Raw genomic sequence first — 14,963 nt, 5'->3', positions numbered from 1 at the left:
CATGCAATGGTGATGGAGTGATGCAGAGGCTCTCTAGAAGTGGCGCTTGGACTGGATAAAGTCCTGCACCTCCAAACGCGGAAGCTTGAAAGTACCCAGGGATTTGCCCGTCTGAAACTCACCCAGCACATCTCCGAAGCCTCGGATCTCCATGTCCCGCTCGGCCAGCGAAAATCCGTCTGGGTGATCACACACAGCTTGGAGCCGCTCCTGGGTCAGGCGCGAAGGCTGCTTGTCGAGCACCATCACGAAATCGGCGCTGCCGCCATTACGGGCCAACCGCCCGCGCAATTGGTGCAGTTGGGCGACCCCGAAGCGGTCAGCGCCAGAGACCACCATCAACCCAATATCGGGCACATCCACGCCGACTTCCACCGCAGTGCTGGCTACCACAATGGGTTTATCGCCGCTGGCAAATGCCTGGAGCGCCTGAGTCTTGGCTTCGCTTGCCATCTGCCCGTGCAGCACGGCCACCTTGTTCTTGAAGTGCTGTCCCAGTCGCTCACCGGCAGCCTTTACGGACGCGCCCTGACCGCTGACCTTGGGGTACAAGAAAATGATTTTGCGCCCATTGCTCATATGTGTGCGAATCAACTGGTTGACCTTTGAGCGCTCGGCATTCGAGGCGATGGACGAGCGAATGGTTTTGCTCACCGGGCTGTTGGTGAGGCGAATTTGCTGCCAGCCGTCAAAGAGGGCAAGTGCCAGAGAACGAGGAATCGGCGTTGCACTGGCTTCGATAATATGGGTGTGGCCTTGGGAGAGCACAGTGCGCTGCTGCACAGAGAACTTGTGCTGTTCATCGACTACCAGAGCCTCCAGATCCAATTCGCCAGCATGTGTAAACAGCGCTTGGGTGCCAATGAGCATCCGTGCGTGGGGTGAAGGTGTGGTGCCAGCGATTACCAGATCAGGCTCCAAGTGAGGAAAGCGCCGTACGGCCTGGGCATGAATCTGTCGTGCTACCAAATCGCTTGGCACCACGACGGCAACACGTCTGAGACTGGCCTGACAGATGGCGGCCAGCGCCAGCAGAAACACCAGCGTTTTGCCGGTGCCCACGTCGCCATTGAGCAGGATGCGCACGCCGCGTTGGGCGTTGACAAGTTTACGAATGCCGTTGAGGGCATGGCGCTGGTCATGGCTGAGGGTCTCGGGCTGGGCCTGCACCAGGGCGCGCAAGTCCTCATCCAGGTTGTAGAAAGCTGGCACGACTTCGCTACGGCTTGCATCACTGCCTTGCAGCGCCAGCGCACGTACCTCTTGGACGACGCAGTGACGGGCCAGCCGCAGGGCGGTGTCGGCACGCTCAAACGAGCTGGGCCGGTGCAAATCCACAATAAGTTGTCGGGCGGTGATGCTGTGCTGATGCAGCAAGCGGGCGATGGTCGGGTTGTCCATGAGGATCTGCGCTGCTGCATCCAGAGCGTCAGGCATCGCCAGCGCAGCCCGTACTGCGGCCTCAATCTTGGTGCCCGAGACAGAACCTTGCACGCCGGCGTACTGTGGCTCGATCTTGCCGCTCAATGCAGCAAGTTGAGCGTTTTGTAAAAATCGCTGACCATCGGTGTAGTCTTTGATACTGGCCTGAAACTCCAGCGGCATATCGACAAGCATCTTGGCTGCATCAGGAGTCAGGCCGAAGAAGCGCACCCGAAAACCTTTGGTATCTTCAAAATCCAGCATCAGGTCAATGCAGCGTGGGTATGGGCTGTAGGTCACTTGACCTTGGCTGTTGAGACCTCTCCAAGAGCGAGCAACAGCGCAGAACATGATGAGGCGATTGGTCGGTAGATGTGCGTTGATGCATCGGTACATGTGGGTTTTGTCGACATAATCCTTGGGTAGTACCAGCAGTGCCTCTGCGGGCGTCTGGCAACCAATGCGATCGAGAGCAGTAAAAACAGTCATGTTGCAACTACAGAGGTAAAACCATACGTGTACCGCACCTCAAGCCCATCATCTAACTCCCAAGGCCTGCCTATTGGAAAGCGGATGGAGCCACCGAGCACCCAGGCACACGTCGGTGAGGATTTGTGCGATGACGATGGCGTGATTGATCTTGAAGTACAACGGCTTCAGATTTCACAGAGAAGGCTTTGAGCCTTCTCCGGTAGATCACAATTTTCCACTGATGCGTTCTTGCATCCAAGTTGCCACTGCGGTGCTGTCCCAAGCGACTGATCGTGCGCCAATTTGCACCGGGCGCGGAAATTTTTGCTCCTTGATCATCTTATAGAGACTGCTGCGCCCCAAGCCTGTCATCTCCAAAACCGACCTCAAGCGCAGCAGACGACGCTCTTGGTACATTGTGTTGCTCATACCAAGCATTACAGACATAGATATACCCTTCAACAAAAGCAAAGATCGAAGAAGATCCGGTGCCACCCGCGTGCTGCGTACAGTCGATTGGCAGTGCATAGGCGTGAGCCGGAAACACCATGGATTCAATCGGTACGTCCATGAATCCATGTGAGCATGGTAAGCACTCCACGAACGGCTCTGGAAGCAAATAACACGCGTTGGGTATCAACATTCAGTAGCGCAACCTGTCGTTAGGCGAGAGCCGGAGCCTTCAAGGCCCAGGCTCTTTCGCCACTATCTGCTGCCTCAGCAAGACTGTTGGACAAACTCCTGGAAGTCACTGTTGCTGAACATCCATTGCCAACTGGTCGTCAGAGGCTTGCGGGCATTGACCTCCAGACCCTCCAGGATCTGCGCCTTGCAGGGGTCGGTTGACTCCATGGCGGACAGATGGGTATGCAAATGATTGGCACCCAGGGTCAGCACCTCTACTATTTCCTGCTGAAGGGCCATCAACTCAGAGGTTTCCTGTTTTTCGCTGATTCTGGCCTCCAGTGTTCTGCGCTCTCGTTGCCATTGGCGCACGATCGCATCAGTATCTGCGGCCCAACGATCCAGGCTGATCTGCCCCTTCCAGTGAAACCCCACTCTCTCCATATCCGTCAAAAGCAACTGAACGACTTCTTCATTCAGAACATGAGCATCGGGCGCTTGCCTGAACAGCACCTTCACCCGAGTAGCCAAGTCAAGCGCTGCCTTGATCCTCAAATCCAGCAATTGCAGTCGCAACCGATCAGTCTTGAGATGCTCGGCGAGAAGAGTCTTTTGCAAGACCCCGTAATCGGGGAAATTTTCAGCATACATCACTTCGAGCAGCAGTGTCTTGCCCAGCTGAACGTTAAGCTGGACAAGAGCTTTTGCCAAGGTGATGCAGCCTGTAGCCACGTCTGCCTCGGAGTATTGGCCTGAAGAGCTATCTTCTTGGTGGTTGGTACAGTCTTTCATGGGTTCTCCTATGTGAGCCAATTGAGCAGACCGTCTGCTCCGATTGGTTCAATTCAATATCCCATGAATAATCTCTCAGTCAAGCGTAGTCCGAGGATGGCTTGGCAGCAGTCTGCCGAGGCAGTCGGCAATTTTGTTTTTCTTGCGCCAGTAAAGAGGTGTATGCGCTGTTTGCCAGCTATTCAATGCGCTTTGCTTCTTTGGGTACAGGCTAGGTTCGGCAATAAACTCTGCTACAGGAATATCCCGTGCAGATCCCTTCCTGATGAAACACTTCCCTGATGGGCCAAAAGCCTTGGGAGAAACTGGAGCCGCAGGTGTTTGCTGCCCGGCCCTCGCCTAAGACAGCGTCCACGCCTGGATGACCGAGCCACCTTCAACAGCATCTTGGCTGCTCAAGTGAACGTGCCCGGCAGCTACCCGCAAGATAGGAAGCGCCGGGCTCACGGCAGGCTTGCGCTTTTTTCAGTCGATCAGGTTGCCCAGAATGAATGCCGCAGTTCTGATGTGTTGTGCGAGCTCCATTGCGTCGGCGCAGGAGGAAAAACAACTTTCACCGCCACTGCCGGCAGCCAGGCGTTGTTCGCCGTCTGCGTAGCGAACGAGGACTTGCCAGCCCTGGGCAGGCGAGGACTCCTGGGTGACTTCGATGGCTGTGATTTGCTGGCCGACACGCAGCCATGAGCGGTCGTGCGTGTGCAGCACACCGGGCAAGAAGAAATTTCCCAAGTCTGCGAAGGTGGGGAAGGCCAAGCCAGCGCTGCGGCGCTGCTGTGGCTGGATGACGCAGTCCTCGTACATCTCCAGGATGACGGGCAGGGCGTCGCCTGCCTGAGCTGCCAGTTGGCGCTTGTCGGCCTCGCTGGTGGCCCTGCGGATGGCTGTCTGGGCGGCTGCCGGGAGCAGGGGGAAGATGACGCTGCGCTCGATGCCCTGGGAGCCGATTTCTGGCAGGCCCAGCAGGGCGTGGATGGGGGAGGTCGCGTTGGTGTGCATGGTGCTCTCTCTTTTCTGCGGACGAGCTTCAACATCGAAGCCAAAAGAGAGAGGCGCAACGCGCGGAAGTATATGCCACACCAGCCGAAGCAAGCAATGCTGATGTGCGAGGCTGATGTATGAAGCCGACAGTGGCTGGGCGACTTGCTGAAGCGATCGCAGCCAAGCGACCGGCCAAATTTGGCCGGTCAAAAGACGACCGGATAGGCTCCTCTTTCGGCAAGAGGCTGGCTTGGGCCATCCATGGCGGCACGAGGAGGCAGCTCATCGCAGCAGAGTTCAGGCAGCCTGGCACTTGCCGATCTCCAGCGTGGGCGCTGCTCATGGCAGACAAGGCTTCAGGCTCGTGCGTTCGAAGGGGGATGCGACCCCGTTGAACCGTGCTGGACGTCCGCTGCTACCGACGTTTTCGACGTGGGTAAAAACGTGGGTAGAGAAAAAACCCAAAAAAAAAGCCCAAGTGAATCAATCACTTGGGCTCATATATTGGCGGAGAGGGCGGGATTCGAACCCGCGGTGGGCTATTAACCCACACACGCTTTCCAGGCGTGCGACTTAAACCGCTCATCCACCTCTCCGAAGCCGGCCATTGTAGCCATGATTTCGGCCGATTTTGCTAATGCAGCTCCAGGAAACCCAAAAAACTCGGCAGCGCTGCCATGCGGGGCAACTCAGCTCTGGGCCAGCGCCGCTGCCCGGATACCGTCGAGCGTGCTGCCGGGCGTGATGGCCTGCGGGTCGATCAGGCAGTGCAGCAGGGCCGGCAGGCCGCTGGCGCGTGCGCGCGCCAGGGCCGGGGCGAACTCCTCGGTGCGCTCGACGCGCTCGCCGTGGCCGCCGAAGGCCTGGGCGTAGGCCCTGAAGTCCGGGTTGCGTAGGCTGGTGGCACTGACGCGGCCCGGGTACTCGCGCTCCTGGTGCATACGGATGGTGCCGTACATGGCGTTGTCCAGCACGATGACTACCAGCGGCAGGCCGTACTGCACGGCAGTGGCGAACTCCTGGCCGTGCATCAGAAAATCGCCGTCGCCGGCAAACACCACCACCTCGCGCTGCGGCCACAGGCGCTTGGCGCCGACACCCGCCGGCAGGCCATAGCCCATGGAGCCGCTGGCTGGCGCCAACTGGCTGGCGTAGCACTCGAAGTGCCAGAAGCGGTGTACCCAGGTGGCAAAGTTGCCGGCGCCATTGCACACGATGACGTCCGGCGGCAGCACGGCCCTGAGGTGCTGCATGACCTGGCCCATCTGCAGCTCGCCCGGGATGCGAATGGGCGCCGGGTCGCTCCAGGCCAGGTATTCGGCGCGCGCGGCGCGGGTGTGTTCCAGCCAGCGCGGGGTGGCTGATGGGGCCGGCAGTTGCGCCAGCGCACGTGTCATGGCCACGGGGGTGGCGTGGATGGCCTGCGCCGGGCGGTACAGCCGGCCCAGCTCGTCGGCATCGGCGTGGACATGCACCAGCGGCTGCACTGGGTTGGGGATGTCCAGCAGCTCATAGCCCTGTGACGGCACTTCCGACAGCCGCCCGCCCAGCAGCACGACCAGGTCGCTGTCCCTGATGCGCGCCAGCACCCGGGGGTTGACGCCCAGGCCCAGGTCGCCTGCGTAGCAGTCGTGGCTGGCCGGCAGCAGCATCTGGCGGCGGAAGGAGCAATACACCGGCACCTGCCAGCGCTCGGCAAAATCCGCCACATCGCGCACGGCCGCTTCGCTCCAGCGGCTGCCGCCCAGGATGAACACGGGCTGGCGGGCGGCCTGCAGGCGTCCGTGCAGCTCCTGCAGGGCTGCGGCGCCGGGGTGGGTTTCGCTGACCTGGTAGGGCAGGGCGTCGGCCACGCTGGCGCTGGCGGTCAGCATGTCCTCGGGCAAGGCCACCACCACCGGCCCAGGCCGGCCCGAGGTGGCGACGTGGAAGGCGCGCGAGACCAGCTCCGGCAGCCGCGCCGGGTCGTCGATGTCCACCACCCACTTGGCCATGGTGCCGAAGACGGCGCGGTAGTCCAGCTCCTGGAAGGCCTCGCGCCCCTTGGCCCCGCGTGCCACCTGACCGACGAACAGGATCAGCGGTGTCGAATCCTGCTGCGCAATGTGGATGCCGGCGGAAGCATTGGACGCCCCCGGCCCGCGCGTCACGAAGCAAATGCCCGGCTGCCCGGTCAGCTTGCCCTGCGCCTCGGCCATCATGGCGGCGCCGCCCTCCTGGCGGCAGACGGTGACGGCAATGTCGGCATCGTGCAGTGCATCGAGCACGGCCAGATAACTCTCGCCCGGCACGCAAAACAGCTGCTGCACGCCGTGGGCCAGGAGCTGGCGCACCAGGATCTGGCCGCCGGTGCGGGAGGAAGGAGGGGTAGGGGTTGGGATGGTCATGACGGCGGGCCAGAAGGCATCAAGGCTGCTGGTAGGACTCCAGCGGCTTGTCGTTGGGGTTGGCGAACAGCTGACGCAAGGTGTTGCCCAGCGGCAGGTTCAGGCTGACGTTCTTGGGCGGGATGGGCTGCACGAACCACTTGGTGTAGAGCTTTTCCATCTCGCCCGACTGCATCAGGCGCGTGATGGCGCCATCGACCGCCGCCTTGAAGACCGGGTCGTCCTTGCGAAACAGCAGCGCGATCGGCTCCGCGCCCAGCGGCTCGCCGACGATGCGAAAGGCGCCCGGATCCTTGGAGTTGGCGATGACGCCGGCCAGGATGTTGTCGTCCAGCACAAAGGCATCGACCCGGCCCGACTCGAGCAGCATGAAACTCTCGTGGTGATCCTTGCCCAGCACCGTCTTGATGGGCGCGCCGACCACGCGCTCTTGCTTGCGCAGCAGCTGCACGGCCGTGGTGCCGGTGGAGGCGGCCACCGTGCGCCCGCCCAGCTGGCTGATGGACTTCAAGTCCGAGTCGCTGCGCACGGCCATGCGCACCTCGCTGACATAGCTGGTCACGGCAAAGGCCACCTGCTGCTGGCGCGCCAGGTTGTTGGTCGTGGGGCCGCAGCCGATGTCCACCGTGCCGTTGCTGACCAGCGGCATGGTGCTTTGTGCCGTGATGGCCATGTATTCCAGCTTCGCGGCGGGTGCGATGTCCTGGAGCACCCGCTCGCACAGCTCGACGTGGTAGCCGACATACTTGTCGTTGGCGCCCAGGGCATAGGCCATGGGCGGAGAGGTCTCGCGCACGCCCAGCACGACCTTGCCGCTGGACTTGATCTTGTCGAAGGTGGCTGAAGGGGCCTGTGCCTGCGCAGCCGGCACCACGGCGGCGCACAGCAGCGCCAGCGCCGCCCCTGAAAAGGCCGAGGAAGCCGTGGAAAGCGAAAACGAGGCCGCTTTCCTGTGCCAGGTCTGGTGCCAGAAGGTCATGCTTGCGTCTCCTTGAATGGTTGTTCTGCCTTGCGATACACACTATCGCCCGGCCTGGCACCTGTGGATAGCAAAAATGCGGAACGACTTCATGCGCACAGCGAATGAACCCGGTCAGAATTGAGACCTCTCGACCGGGTTTTGCCGGGCTTGACAAGGGGCGATTGTTCTGTCTCACGGCACTGACTTCGCCAGCATCATTCCTTTCCTGCATGAACAGTTTTCGCAAGAACTTTCTGCCGCCCATCAGCGACCTGCTGGCCTTCGAGGCCGCCGCGCGCCAGGCCAGCATCTCGCGCGCTGCCGATGAGCTGCACCTGACGCAAAGCGCTGTCTCGCGCCAGATCCGGCAATTGGAGCAGCGCCTGGGCATGGCGCTGTTTCACCGCGTGCGCCAGCGCATCGTGCTGACCGATGCGGGCCGCGTCTATGCCGCTGACGTGCGCGCCGTGCTGCAGCAGCTGTCGGCCAGCACGCAAAAGGCCATGGCGTTCTCACACGCCGGCGGGCTGCTGAACCTGGCCGTGCTGCCCACGCTGGGCACGCGCTGGCTGGTGCCGCGCCTGCCGCGCTTCCAGGCGCGGCATCCGCAGGCCACGGTCAACCTGGCGGCGCGTTCCGAGCCGTTCGACTTTGCCGGCACGCCCTTCGACGCCGCCATTCACTTCGGCGCGCCGACCTGGGCCGGGGCGGTATGCGAGTTCCTGATGCACGAGCAGGCCGTGGCCGTGGCCAGCCCGGCGCTGCGCGACGCGCACGGCATCGGGCAGCCACAGGATCTGGCGCGCGTGGTGCTGCTGCAGCAAAGCACGCGGCCAGCGCAGTGGGCCGAGTGGTTCGAGCAATTGGGCATCGAGACCAATGCGGCCCTGCGCGGCCCGCACTTCGAGCACTTCGCCATGATTGCCCAGGCCGCCGCCTGCGGCATGGGCGCTGCGCTGCTGCCGCGCTTTCTGATCGAGCAAGAGCTGGCCAGCGGCGCCCTGGTGGAGTTGTTTGCCGACACGCTGGTCAGTGGCGATGCCTACTACCTGGTCTATCCCGAGGCGCGGGCGCAGACGCCGCTGGTCACGGCGTTTCGCGACTGGTTGGTGCTGGAATGCGCTGGTGCCGGGGAGTTGCCATGAACACCTGGCTGGCATCGCTGGGCAGCCTTGCCGGAGCGGCCCAGACCGCTGGCAGCACGCCGGCACTGCTGGCGGGCGCGCTGCTGGTGGCCCTGGCCATCGATGCGCTGTGGGGCGAGCCGCCCGTGCGGCTGCACCCCGTGGTCTGGATGGGCCGGGCGCTGGGCGCCTGCGGGGCGCGCCTGGCGCCAGCGCAGGAGCGCTCGCACGATTACAAGACATTTTGGCTTGCAGCCCTTGTCTGGCTTGCGCTGGCAGCTATGGTTTGCATAGTAGCCTGGATGCTGCAATGGAGCCTTCTGCGCTATCTGCCTGGCTGGGCGGCGGCGCTGGCGCTGGGCGTCGTGCTCAAGCCGCTGCTGGCCTGGCGCATGTTGCGCGCCGAGGTGCTGGCCGTGCAGGCGGCGCTGGCGCAGTCGCTGGCCGCCGGGCGCGAGCGCCTGTCCTGGCTGGTCAGCCGCGACACCGCGCAGCTCGACGCCGCCCAGGTGCGCGAGAGCGCCATCGAGACCCTGGCGGAAAACCTCTGCGACTCGGTGGTCGCGCCGCTTTTTTGGTTCGCCCTGCTGGGCCTGCCCGGTGCGGCGCTGTACCGCCTGGCCAACACGGCCGATGCCATGTGGGGCTACCCCGGCTGGCGCGGCGCCGGTGCCGAGCGGCGGCATTGGCAGTGGGCTGGCAAGTGGGCAGCACATGCCGATGATGTCCTGAGCTGGCTGCCGGCGCGCCTGACGGCAGCGCTGCTGTGGCTGGCGGGCCTGGCCGGTGGCGGGCAGCGCCTGGCGCTGGCCCAACTGCGCCGCGATGCCAGCACCACGCCGTCGCCCAACAGCGGCTGGCCCATGGGCGTCATGGCGCAATTGCTGGGCGTGCGGCTGGGCAAGCCAGGCGTCTATGTGCTCAACCCGGCGGGTTGCGCGCCGCAGGACGGGCATGTGGCGCAGGCCGTATTTTTTGCACGAAAAGCGGTTCTAGCCCTTGCTGGGATTGCGCTAGCAGCTATGATTTTTGATATTTCAATGAAGGAATGGTGGTGAGCACAACACCCCTGCATGGCGGCCCGGATGCGCTGGGCGTGCCGCAGCATGACTTCTCCACCAACGCCAACGCCTGCGGCCCCTGCCCGGCGGCGCTGGCTGCGCTGGCGCAGGCCGACCGCACGCGCTACCCCGACCCGGCCTATACCGCCCTGGGCGCTGCCCTGGCGGATTTCCACGGGGTGGCCCCCGAGCGCATCGTGCTGGCCGCCAGCGCCAGCGAGTTCATCCACCGCATCAGCGCACTGGCGGCGCGCAGCGGGCTGCGCCGGGCCGTCGTGCCGGCGCATGGCTATGGCGACTACGTGCGCGCTGCGGCGCTGTGGGGCCTGGCCGTGCAGGCACCGCCGTCCGACGCTGCAGCGCCCGCCCTGCACTGGGCCTGCGAGCCGGCCAGCCCGCTGGGCGGGCGCGATGGCGCGCTCGACGCCTGGCAGGCCGGCGCAGCCGGCGCCGACTGGCGTGTGCTGGACTGCGCCTATGCGCCGCTGCTGCTGCCGCCCGGCCCATCCGACCCACCCGGCCCGGCGCACTATCCGGCCCATGATCTGCCGGACGGCATCTGGCGCATGTATTCGCCCAACAAGGCGCTGGGCCTGACAGGCGTGCGCGCTGCCTACGCCATCGCCCCATTCACCGCCGTTGCCGACGGCACGGCGCAGCACCTGCGCGCGCTGGCGCCGTCGTGGCCGGTGGGGGCCGATGGCGTGGCCCTCCTGAGCACCTGGACGGGGCAGGGCGCGCAGCAGTGGCTGGCCGCATCGCTGCCCGTACTGCAGGACTGGAAGGCGCAGCAACTGGCCCTGTGCCGGGCGCTGGGCTGGCAGGTGCTGCCCGGCAGCCTGGCCAATTTCTTCACCGCCCGCCTGCCGCAAGAGGTGCTGCGCGAACCCGGCGCGCTGCTGGCGCACCTGCGCGCACGCGGCATCAAGCTGCGCGACTGCGCCTCCTTCGGCCTGCCCGGCCATGTGCGCCTGGGCGTGCTGGCGCCGGTCGCGCAGCAGGCCTTGCGCGCTGCCGTGCGGGACTACCATCGCGCCTGACCGCCTCGCCGTCATCCACCCCGCGCTGCCACCGGCACCGCTTTCCATTTCTAGTTTCTCGAACGGAACCCCCATGAGCGCCCGCTGCATCATGATTTTGGGCACCAGCAGCGGTGCCGGCAAAAGCTGGCTGGCCACCGCCCTGTGCCGCTGGTATGCCAATCAAGGCCTCAAGGTCGCGCCCTTCAAGGCGCAGAACATGAGCAACAACGCCCGCGTCGTGGCCACGCCGGCGGGCGAATATGGCGAGATCGGCAGCGCCCAGTACTTCCAGGCGCTGGCCGCGCGCGCCGTGCCCGACGTGCGCATGAACCCGCTGCTGCTCAAGCCCGAGGCGGACACCAAAAGCCAGGTCATCGTGCTGGGCCGGGTCGATCACGCGCTGTCGCAGCTGCCCTGGCGCGGGCGCAGCCAGCGCGTGTGGCCCACGATCGCGCAGGCGCTCGATGAGCTGCGCGCTGAGAACGACGTGGTTGTCATCGAGGGCGCCGGCTCGCCCGCCGAGATCAACCTGTCCAGCGGCGACGTGGTCAACATGCGCGTGGCACGCCATGCCGGGGCGCGCTGCCTGCTGGTGTCTGACATCGACCGTGGCGGCGCCTTTGCCCACCTGTACGGCACCTGGGCACTGCTGCCCGAGGACGACCGTGCGCTGATCCAGGGCTTTGTGCTGAACAAGTTCCGCGGCGACGCCAGCCTGCTGGCCCCGGCGCCGCAGTTGCTGCACGAGCGCACCGGCGTGCCCGTGGTGGCCACCATCCCCATGCAATACGGCCACGGCCTGCCCGAGGAGGATGGCCTGTACGAGGGCAGCCTGAACCCGCAGCTGGCCGGGGGGCCGGGCGCATCCACACCCGCGTGGCCATCGTGGCCTATCCGCGCGGGAGCAACCTGGACGAATTCGCGCCGCTGCAGTCCGCCGGCGGCGTCGCCGTGACCTGGGCGCGCAGCCCGGCGCAGCTCGAAGGCGCAGACTGGATCATCCTGCCCGGCAGCAAGGCTACTGCCGCCGACCTGGCCTGGCTGCGCGCCCAGGGCCTGGACAGCGCCATCGCCCGGCACGCCGCGCAGGGCCGGCGCGTGCTGGGCGTGTGCGGCGGCCTGCAGATGCTGGGCGAGGCGCTGATCGACACCGTGGGCGTGGACGGCAACGGCCCCGGCCTGGGCCTGCTGCCGCTGGTCACCAGCTTCGAGCAGCACAAGACCGTGCGCAGCACGCAGGCGCGCTTTGGCCAGGTGCAGGGAGCATGGCAGGCACTTGCCGACGTGGAGGTGTTGGGCTACGAAATCCACCACGGCCAGACCGCGCAGCACCCGGCCATGGCCGCCAAGGGCGATGTGGCGCGCGAACTCATCCCCGGCTTGGCCTGGCAGAACGTCGCCGGCAACGTGCTGGGCGTCTATCTGCACGGCCTGCTGGAGAATGCCAGCGTGCTGCAGGCGCTGCTGGGCGGGGACGCGCAGACGCTGGAGGCCGCCTTCGAGCGCATGGCGGCGGGGGTGGGGCAGTGGTTCGATGCTAATGCCCTGACGCACCCCTGACGCACATGCGCTGAAGCCAGCCGACGCTGCGCGGTGCAAATCAAATATCAACTCCGAGGGAATGCCATGTCCAAGCTGAATGTCGATCAAAAAACCATACTTGCCCTGCTGTCCGACAAGAAAGCGGATTTTCTAATTCCTGACTATCAGCGTCCCTATGCGTGGGGTGAGGAGCAGTGCCAGCTACTGTGGGATGATATTTTTGCCTTTTCCTTTCCGAACAATGATTGTGATGCCTTCGACAACAATGAGGAATATTTTCTGGGCTCCATCGTTGCCTACAAGAATGAGGACGGCAAATCCGAGATCATCGACGGCCAGCAACGGCTGACCACATTGATGCTGATTCTGCGGGCGTTCTATGAAAAATTCGCCAACATGCAGGACAAGAATTCCATTGCGACCCGTGAGTACATCGAGAAATGCATCTGGAAGACCGATATATTCGGAAATGCCGACAAGGAAAAATTGAAAATAGACTCGGAAGTTGCCACCGATGCCGACAAGGATGAATTCATCGAGTTGTTGCGCACTGGATCGGCAAAGAGTGGTAATAAGAGCCGTTATGTGAAAAACTATCGCTTCTTTCAAAAAAAGATCGATGAATTCCTGCAGGACTACCCCAGTTATTTTGCCTATCTGCCGGCGCGCATCCTGAACAACTGCATTCTGCTGCCCATCGAGGCGGAGTCACAGGATACGGCTTTGCGCATTTTTTCCACACTCAACGATCGTGGTCTTCCGCTGTCGGATGCCGATATCTTCAAGGCGCAGCTCTATAAGTACTATGGCGGCCTTGTGAACGAAAAGGGCGAGAGCAGGAAGGATGCATTCATCGCCGAGTGGAAGGAGCTGGAGGCGCTGGCCAGCGAGGTGTTCACCAACCCGCCCAGCACGCCCATGGATGAGCTGTTCACCCGCTACATGTACTACCTTCGGGCCAAGGAGGGCAACAAGAGCACGACCACGGATGCCCTGCGAAAATTCTATGAGCGCAACAAGTATCAGTACCTGCACTGCGAGACCACACTGGATGACTTGAAGGCCTTGGCGCTTTTTTGGAAAGACGTCGCGCAGCAGGATACGGAAAGATTTTCTGACGATATCCTGAAAAAGCTGTTCATCCTGAATTACGCGCCAAATGGTATGTGGCAGCATATCACCTCGGTCTATTTTCTGTTCAATCGGCTGGAGGACGAATTGCTTGAGCCAGTGCGGTTCGGGCAATTCCTCGACAGGATCACCGCCTTCATCTATGCCTATGCAGTGACCAACCCCGGGGTCAACGCGCTGCGCACCCCGGTATATGATGAAATGGTCAACATCGTGAACGGCGGTGATGTCAGGTTCGACAAGCACAGGTTCACCGAAGCCCATGCCAGAGCGATGTTCGACAACTATACGTTCACCAATCAGCGCAACATCACTCGTTCCATTCTGACCTGGTATGCCCATACCCACCCCGAGCAGAAGCTGCTGGATGCAGGGCAGGTCTATCAGCTGGAGCATATCTATCCCAGGAAGCGCCAGGAAATGGAAAAAGGCCTCGCCAATGCAGAGAACATCGAAGCGCTGGGCAACAAGATCCTGCTGGAGTCCAGCATCAATATCCGGGCCTCCGACTACCGCTTCGAGGACAAGAAAAAGATATACACCGGCAAGCTGCGTCGGGGCAGTTACCTGGAGCCCAGCAAGATTGCGCAAGCCCTGTCACTGAGCGAGCTGGCCAAGTTCGATGAGGACGATATAGTGCAGCGCAGCAAGGATATATTGGACAGGTTTTTCCAATATCTGAAAGAAGAAGAGCTGCTGGCCTGACCAGGGTTGAGGCGGCTCAATCGCCGCCGCTGCCCCCGGGACTATCAGGCCGGCGCAGATAAATCTCATCCGACCACGTAGCCAGCCACTGCGGCTTGAAGGCGGCGAACACGGCGCACAGCATCCCGGTGACGAAGGCATCGCCCCAGGCCATGAGCCAGCGCGCCACCAGCGACAGCCCTTCGCCCACGCCGGGCAGGACGTGGCCCGTCCACTGCGCCAGGCTGCCGGCGATGAACATGCACAGCGCCGTGCCCAGAAAGCCCCGGCCCAGCACGTAGATGAACACGCGCACGCCGCCAAGGCTGCGCTCGCCCATCAGCCGGCGCACCAGCACGCCCAGCAGCATGGCCAGCGTGGCCGGCACGATGCCCGACCACACGGCCAGCCCCAGGGCCTCCTCCCAGCCCAGGCCGGGCGAGAACAGGCAGGCCAGCGCGCCCACGGCCAGCAGCGTGGGCACGGCCAGCGGCCAGCCCAGCATCAGCAGCACCAGGCAGGCGCCCGACCACTGCAGCTGCAGCGGCATCCGGTGCAGCGTGGGCAGCGCCCAGGCCCAGGGCAGGATGGCCAGCGTGGCCAGCAGCGGCGTCCACAGCGCTGCCGGGGCGCCGTGGGCCTCATGCACCAGGGGGCGCTGACTGGCCAACATGCGCCAGGGCCGCGCGGCCAAGGCCAGCAGCAGCGCCAGGGTGGCCAGCGCGGACTCAAACTCCATTGCAGGCACCCTCGATACCCGCGCG

11 protein-coding genes, 1 tRNA gene and 1 pseudogene are annotated in these 14,963 nt (G+C 63.6%); 5 read left to right on the top strand and 8 right to left on the bottom strand.

All coding sequences use genetic code 11. The features are described 5' to 3' along the window. Positions 1-33: 33 nt before the first annotated feature. The 7 genes from IDM45_RS05360 to IDM45_RS05330 form a co-directional block, all read right to left on the bottom strand. Positions 34-1,911 (bottom strand): helicase-related protein, encoded by a 1,878-nt coding sequence (locus IDM45_RS05360; RefSeq protein ID WP_209421941.1) that lies wholly within the window; start codon positions 1,909-1,911, stop codon positions 34-36. A gap of 207 nt (positions 1,912-2,118) precedes the next feature. Then, complete coding sequence (locus IDM45_RS05355; RefSeq protein ID WP_267912103.1) at positions 2,119-2,310, bottom strand: helix-turn-helix transcriptional regulator; 192 nt, start codon at positions 2,308-2,310, stop codon at positions 2,119-2,121. Positions 2,311-2,610: 300 nt separating this feature from the next. Next, positions 2,611-3,309 (bottom strand): hypothetical protein, encoded by a 699-nt coding sequence (locus IDM45_RS05350; RefSeq protein WP_209421940.1) that lies wholly within the window; start codon positions 3,307-3,309, stop codon positions 2,611-2,613. Positions 3,310-3,774: 465 nt separating this feature from the next. Then, on the bottom strand, positions 3,775-4,305 hold the full coding sequence (locus tag IDM45_RS05345) for a hypothetical protein (protein WP_209421939.1): 531 nt from the start codon (positions 4,303-4,305) through the stop codon (positions 3,775-3,777). A 487-nt stretch (positions 4,306-4,792) separates the two neighbouring features. Next, positions 4,793-4,883: transfer RNA gene (locus IDM45_RS05340), tRNA-Ser, on the bottom strand. Between the two features lie 93 nt (positions 4,884-4,976). Beyond that, the gene (locus IDM45_RS05335; RefSeq protein WP_209421938.1) at positions 4,977-6,674 is read right to left on the bottom strand and encodes a thiamine pyrophosphate-binding protein; all 1,698 of its coding nucleotides are present in this window, start codon (positions 6,672-6,674) and stop codon (positions 4,977-4,979) included. A gap of 19 nt (positions 6,675-6,693) precedes the next feature. Next, entirely contained in the window at positions 6,694-7,653 is a 960-nt protein-coding gene (locus IDM45_RS05330; RefSeq protein ID WP_209421937.1) for an amino acid ABC transporter substrate-binding protein, read from the bottom strand. A 212-nt stretch (positions 7,654-7,865) separates the two neighbouring features. Between IDM45_RS05330 and IDM45_RS05325 the strand changes: the two genes are divergently transcribed. From IDM45_RS05325 to IDM45_RS05305, 5 genes and pseudogenes are all read left to right on the top strand, one after another. After that, positions 7,866-8,780 carry a LysR family transcriptional regulator gene (locus tag IDM45_RS05325; RefSeq protein WP_209421936.1) on the top strand — a complete coding sequence of 305 codons (915 nt, stop codon included), beginning with the start codon at positions 7,866-7,868 and terminating at the stop codon, positions 8,778-8,780. Further along, positions 8,777-9,817 carry an adenosylcobinamide-phosphate synthase CbiB gene (gene cbiB, locus IDM45_RS05320; protein ID WP_232653399.1) on the top strand — a complete coding sequence of 347 codons (1,041 nt, stop codon included), beginning with the start codon at positions 8,777-8,779 and terminating at the stop codon, positions 9,815-9,817. Before IDM45_RS05325 ends, cbiB begins: the two co-directional genes overlap by 4 nt. Then, a complete protein-coding gene (locus tag IDM45_RS05315) occupies positions 9,808-10,860 on the top strand; it encodes an aminotransferase class I/II-fold pyridoxal phosphate-dependent enzyme (RefSeq protein WP_209421934.1) in 1,053 nt (350 codons plus the stop codon). Before cbiB ends, IDM45_RS05315 begins: the two co-directional genes overlap by 10 nt. A 73-nt stretch (positions 10,861-10,933) precedes the next feature. Further along, positions 10,934-12,402 (top strand): annotated as a pseudogene (locus IDM45_RS05310) (cobyric acid synthase). Between the two features lie 66 nt (positions 12,403-12,468). Continuing rightward, positions 12,469-14,220 carry a DUF262 domain-containing protein gene (locus IDM45_RS05305; protein WP_209421933.1) on the top strand — a complete coding sequence of 584 codons (1,752 nt, stop codon included), beginning with the start codon at positions 12,469-12,471 and terminating at the stop codon, positions 14,218-14,220. Positions 14,221-14,236: 16 nt separating this feature from the next. Here IDM45_RS05305 and IDM45_RS05300 read toward each other — a convergent pair whose 3' ends face one another. After that, positions 14,237-14,938: a hypothetical protein gene (locus tag IDM45_RS05300; protein WP_209421932.1), complete on the bottom strand. Its 702-nt coding sequence runs from the start codon at positions 14,936-14,938 to the stop codon at positions 14,237-14,239. Positions 14,939-14,963: the final 25 nt, after the last annotated feature.

Origin of the sequence: Melaminivora jejuensis (assembly GCF_017811175.1) — a bacterium.
GTDB classification, from domain to species: domain Bacteria; phylum Pseudomonadota; class Gammaproteobacteria; order Burkholderiales; family Burkholderiaceae_C; genus Melaminivora; species Melaminivora jejuensis.
This window is presented reverse-complemented; position numbering and strand designations above follow the sequence as displayed.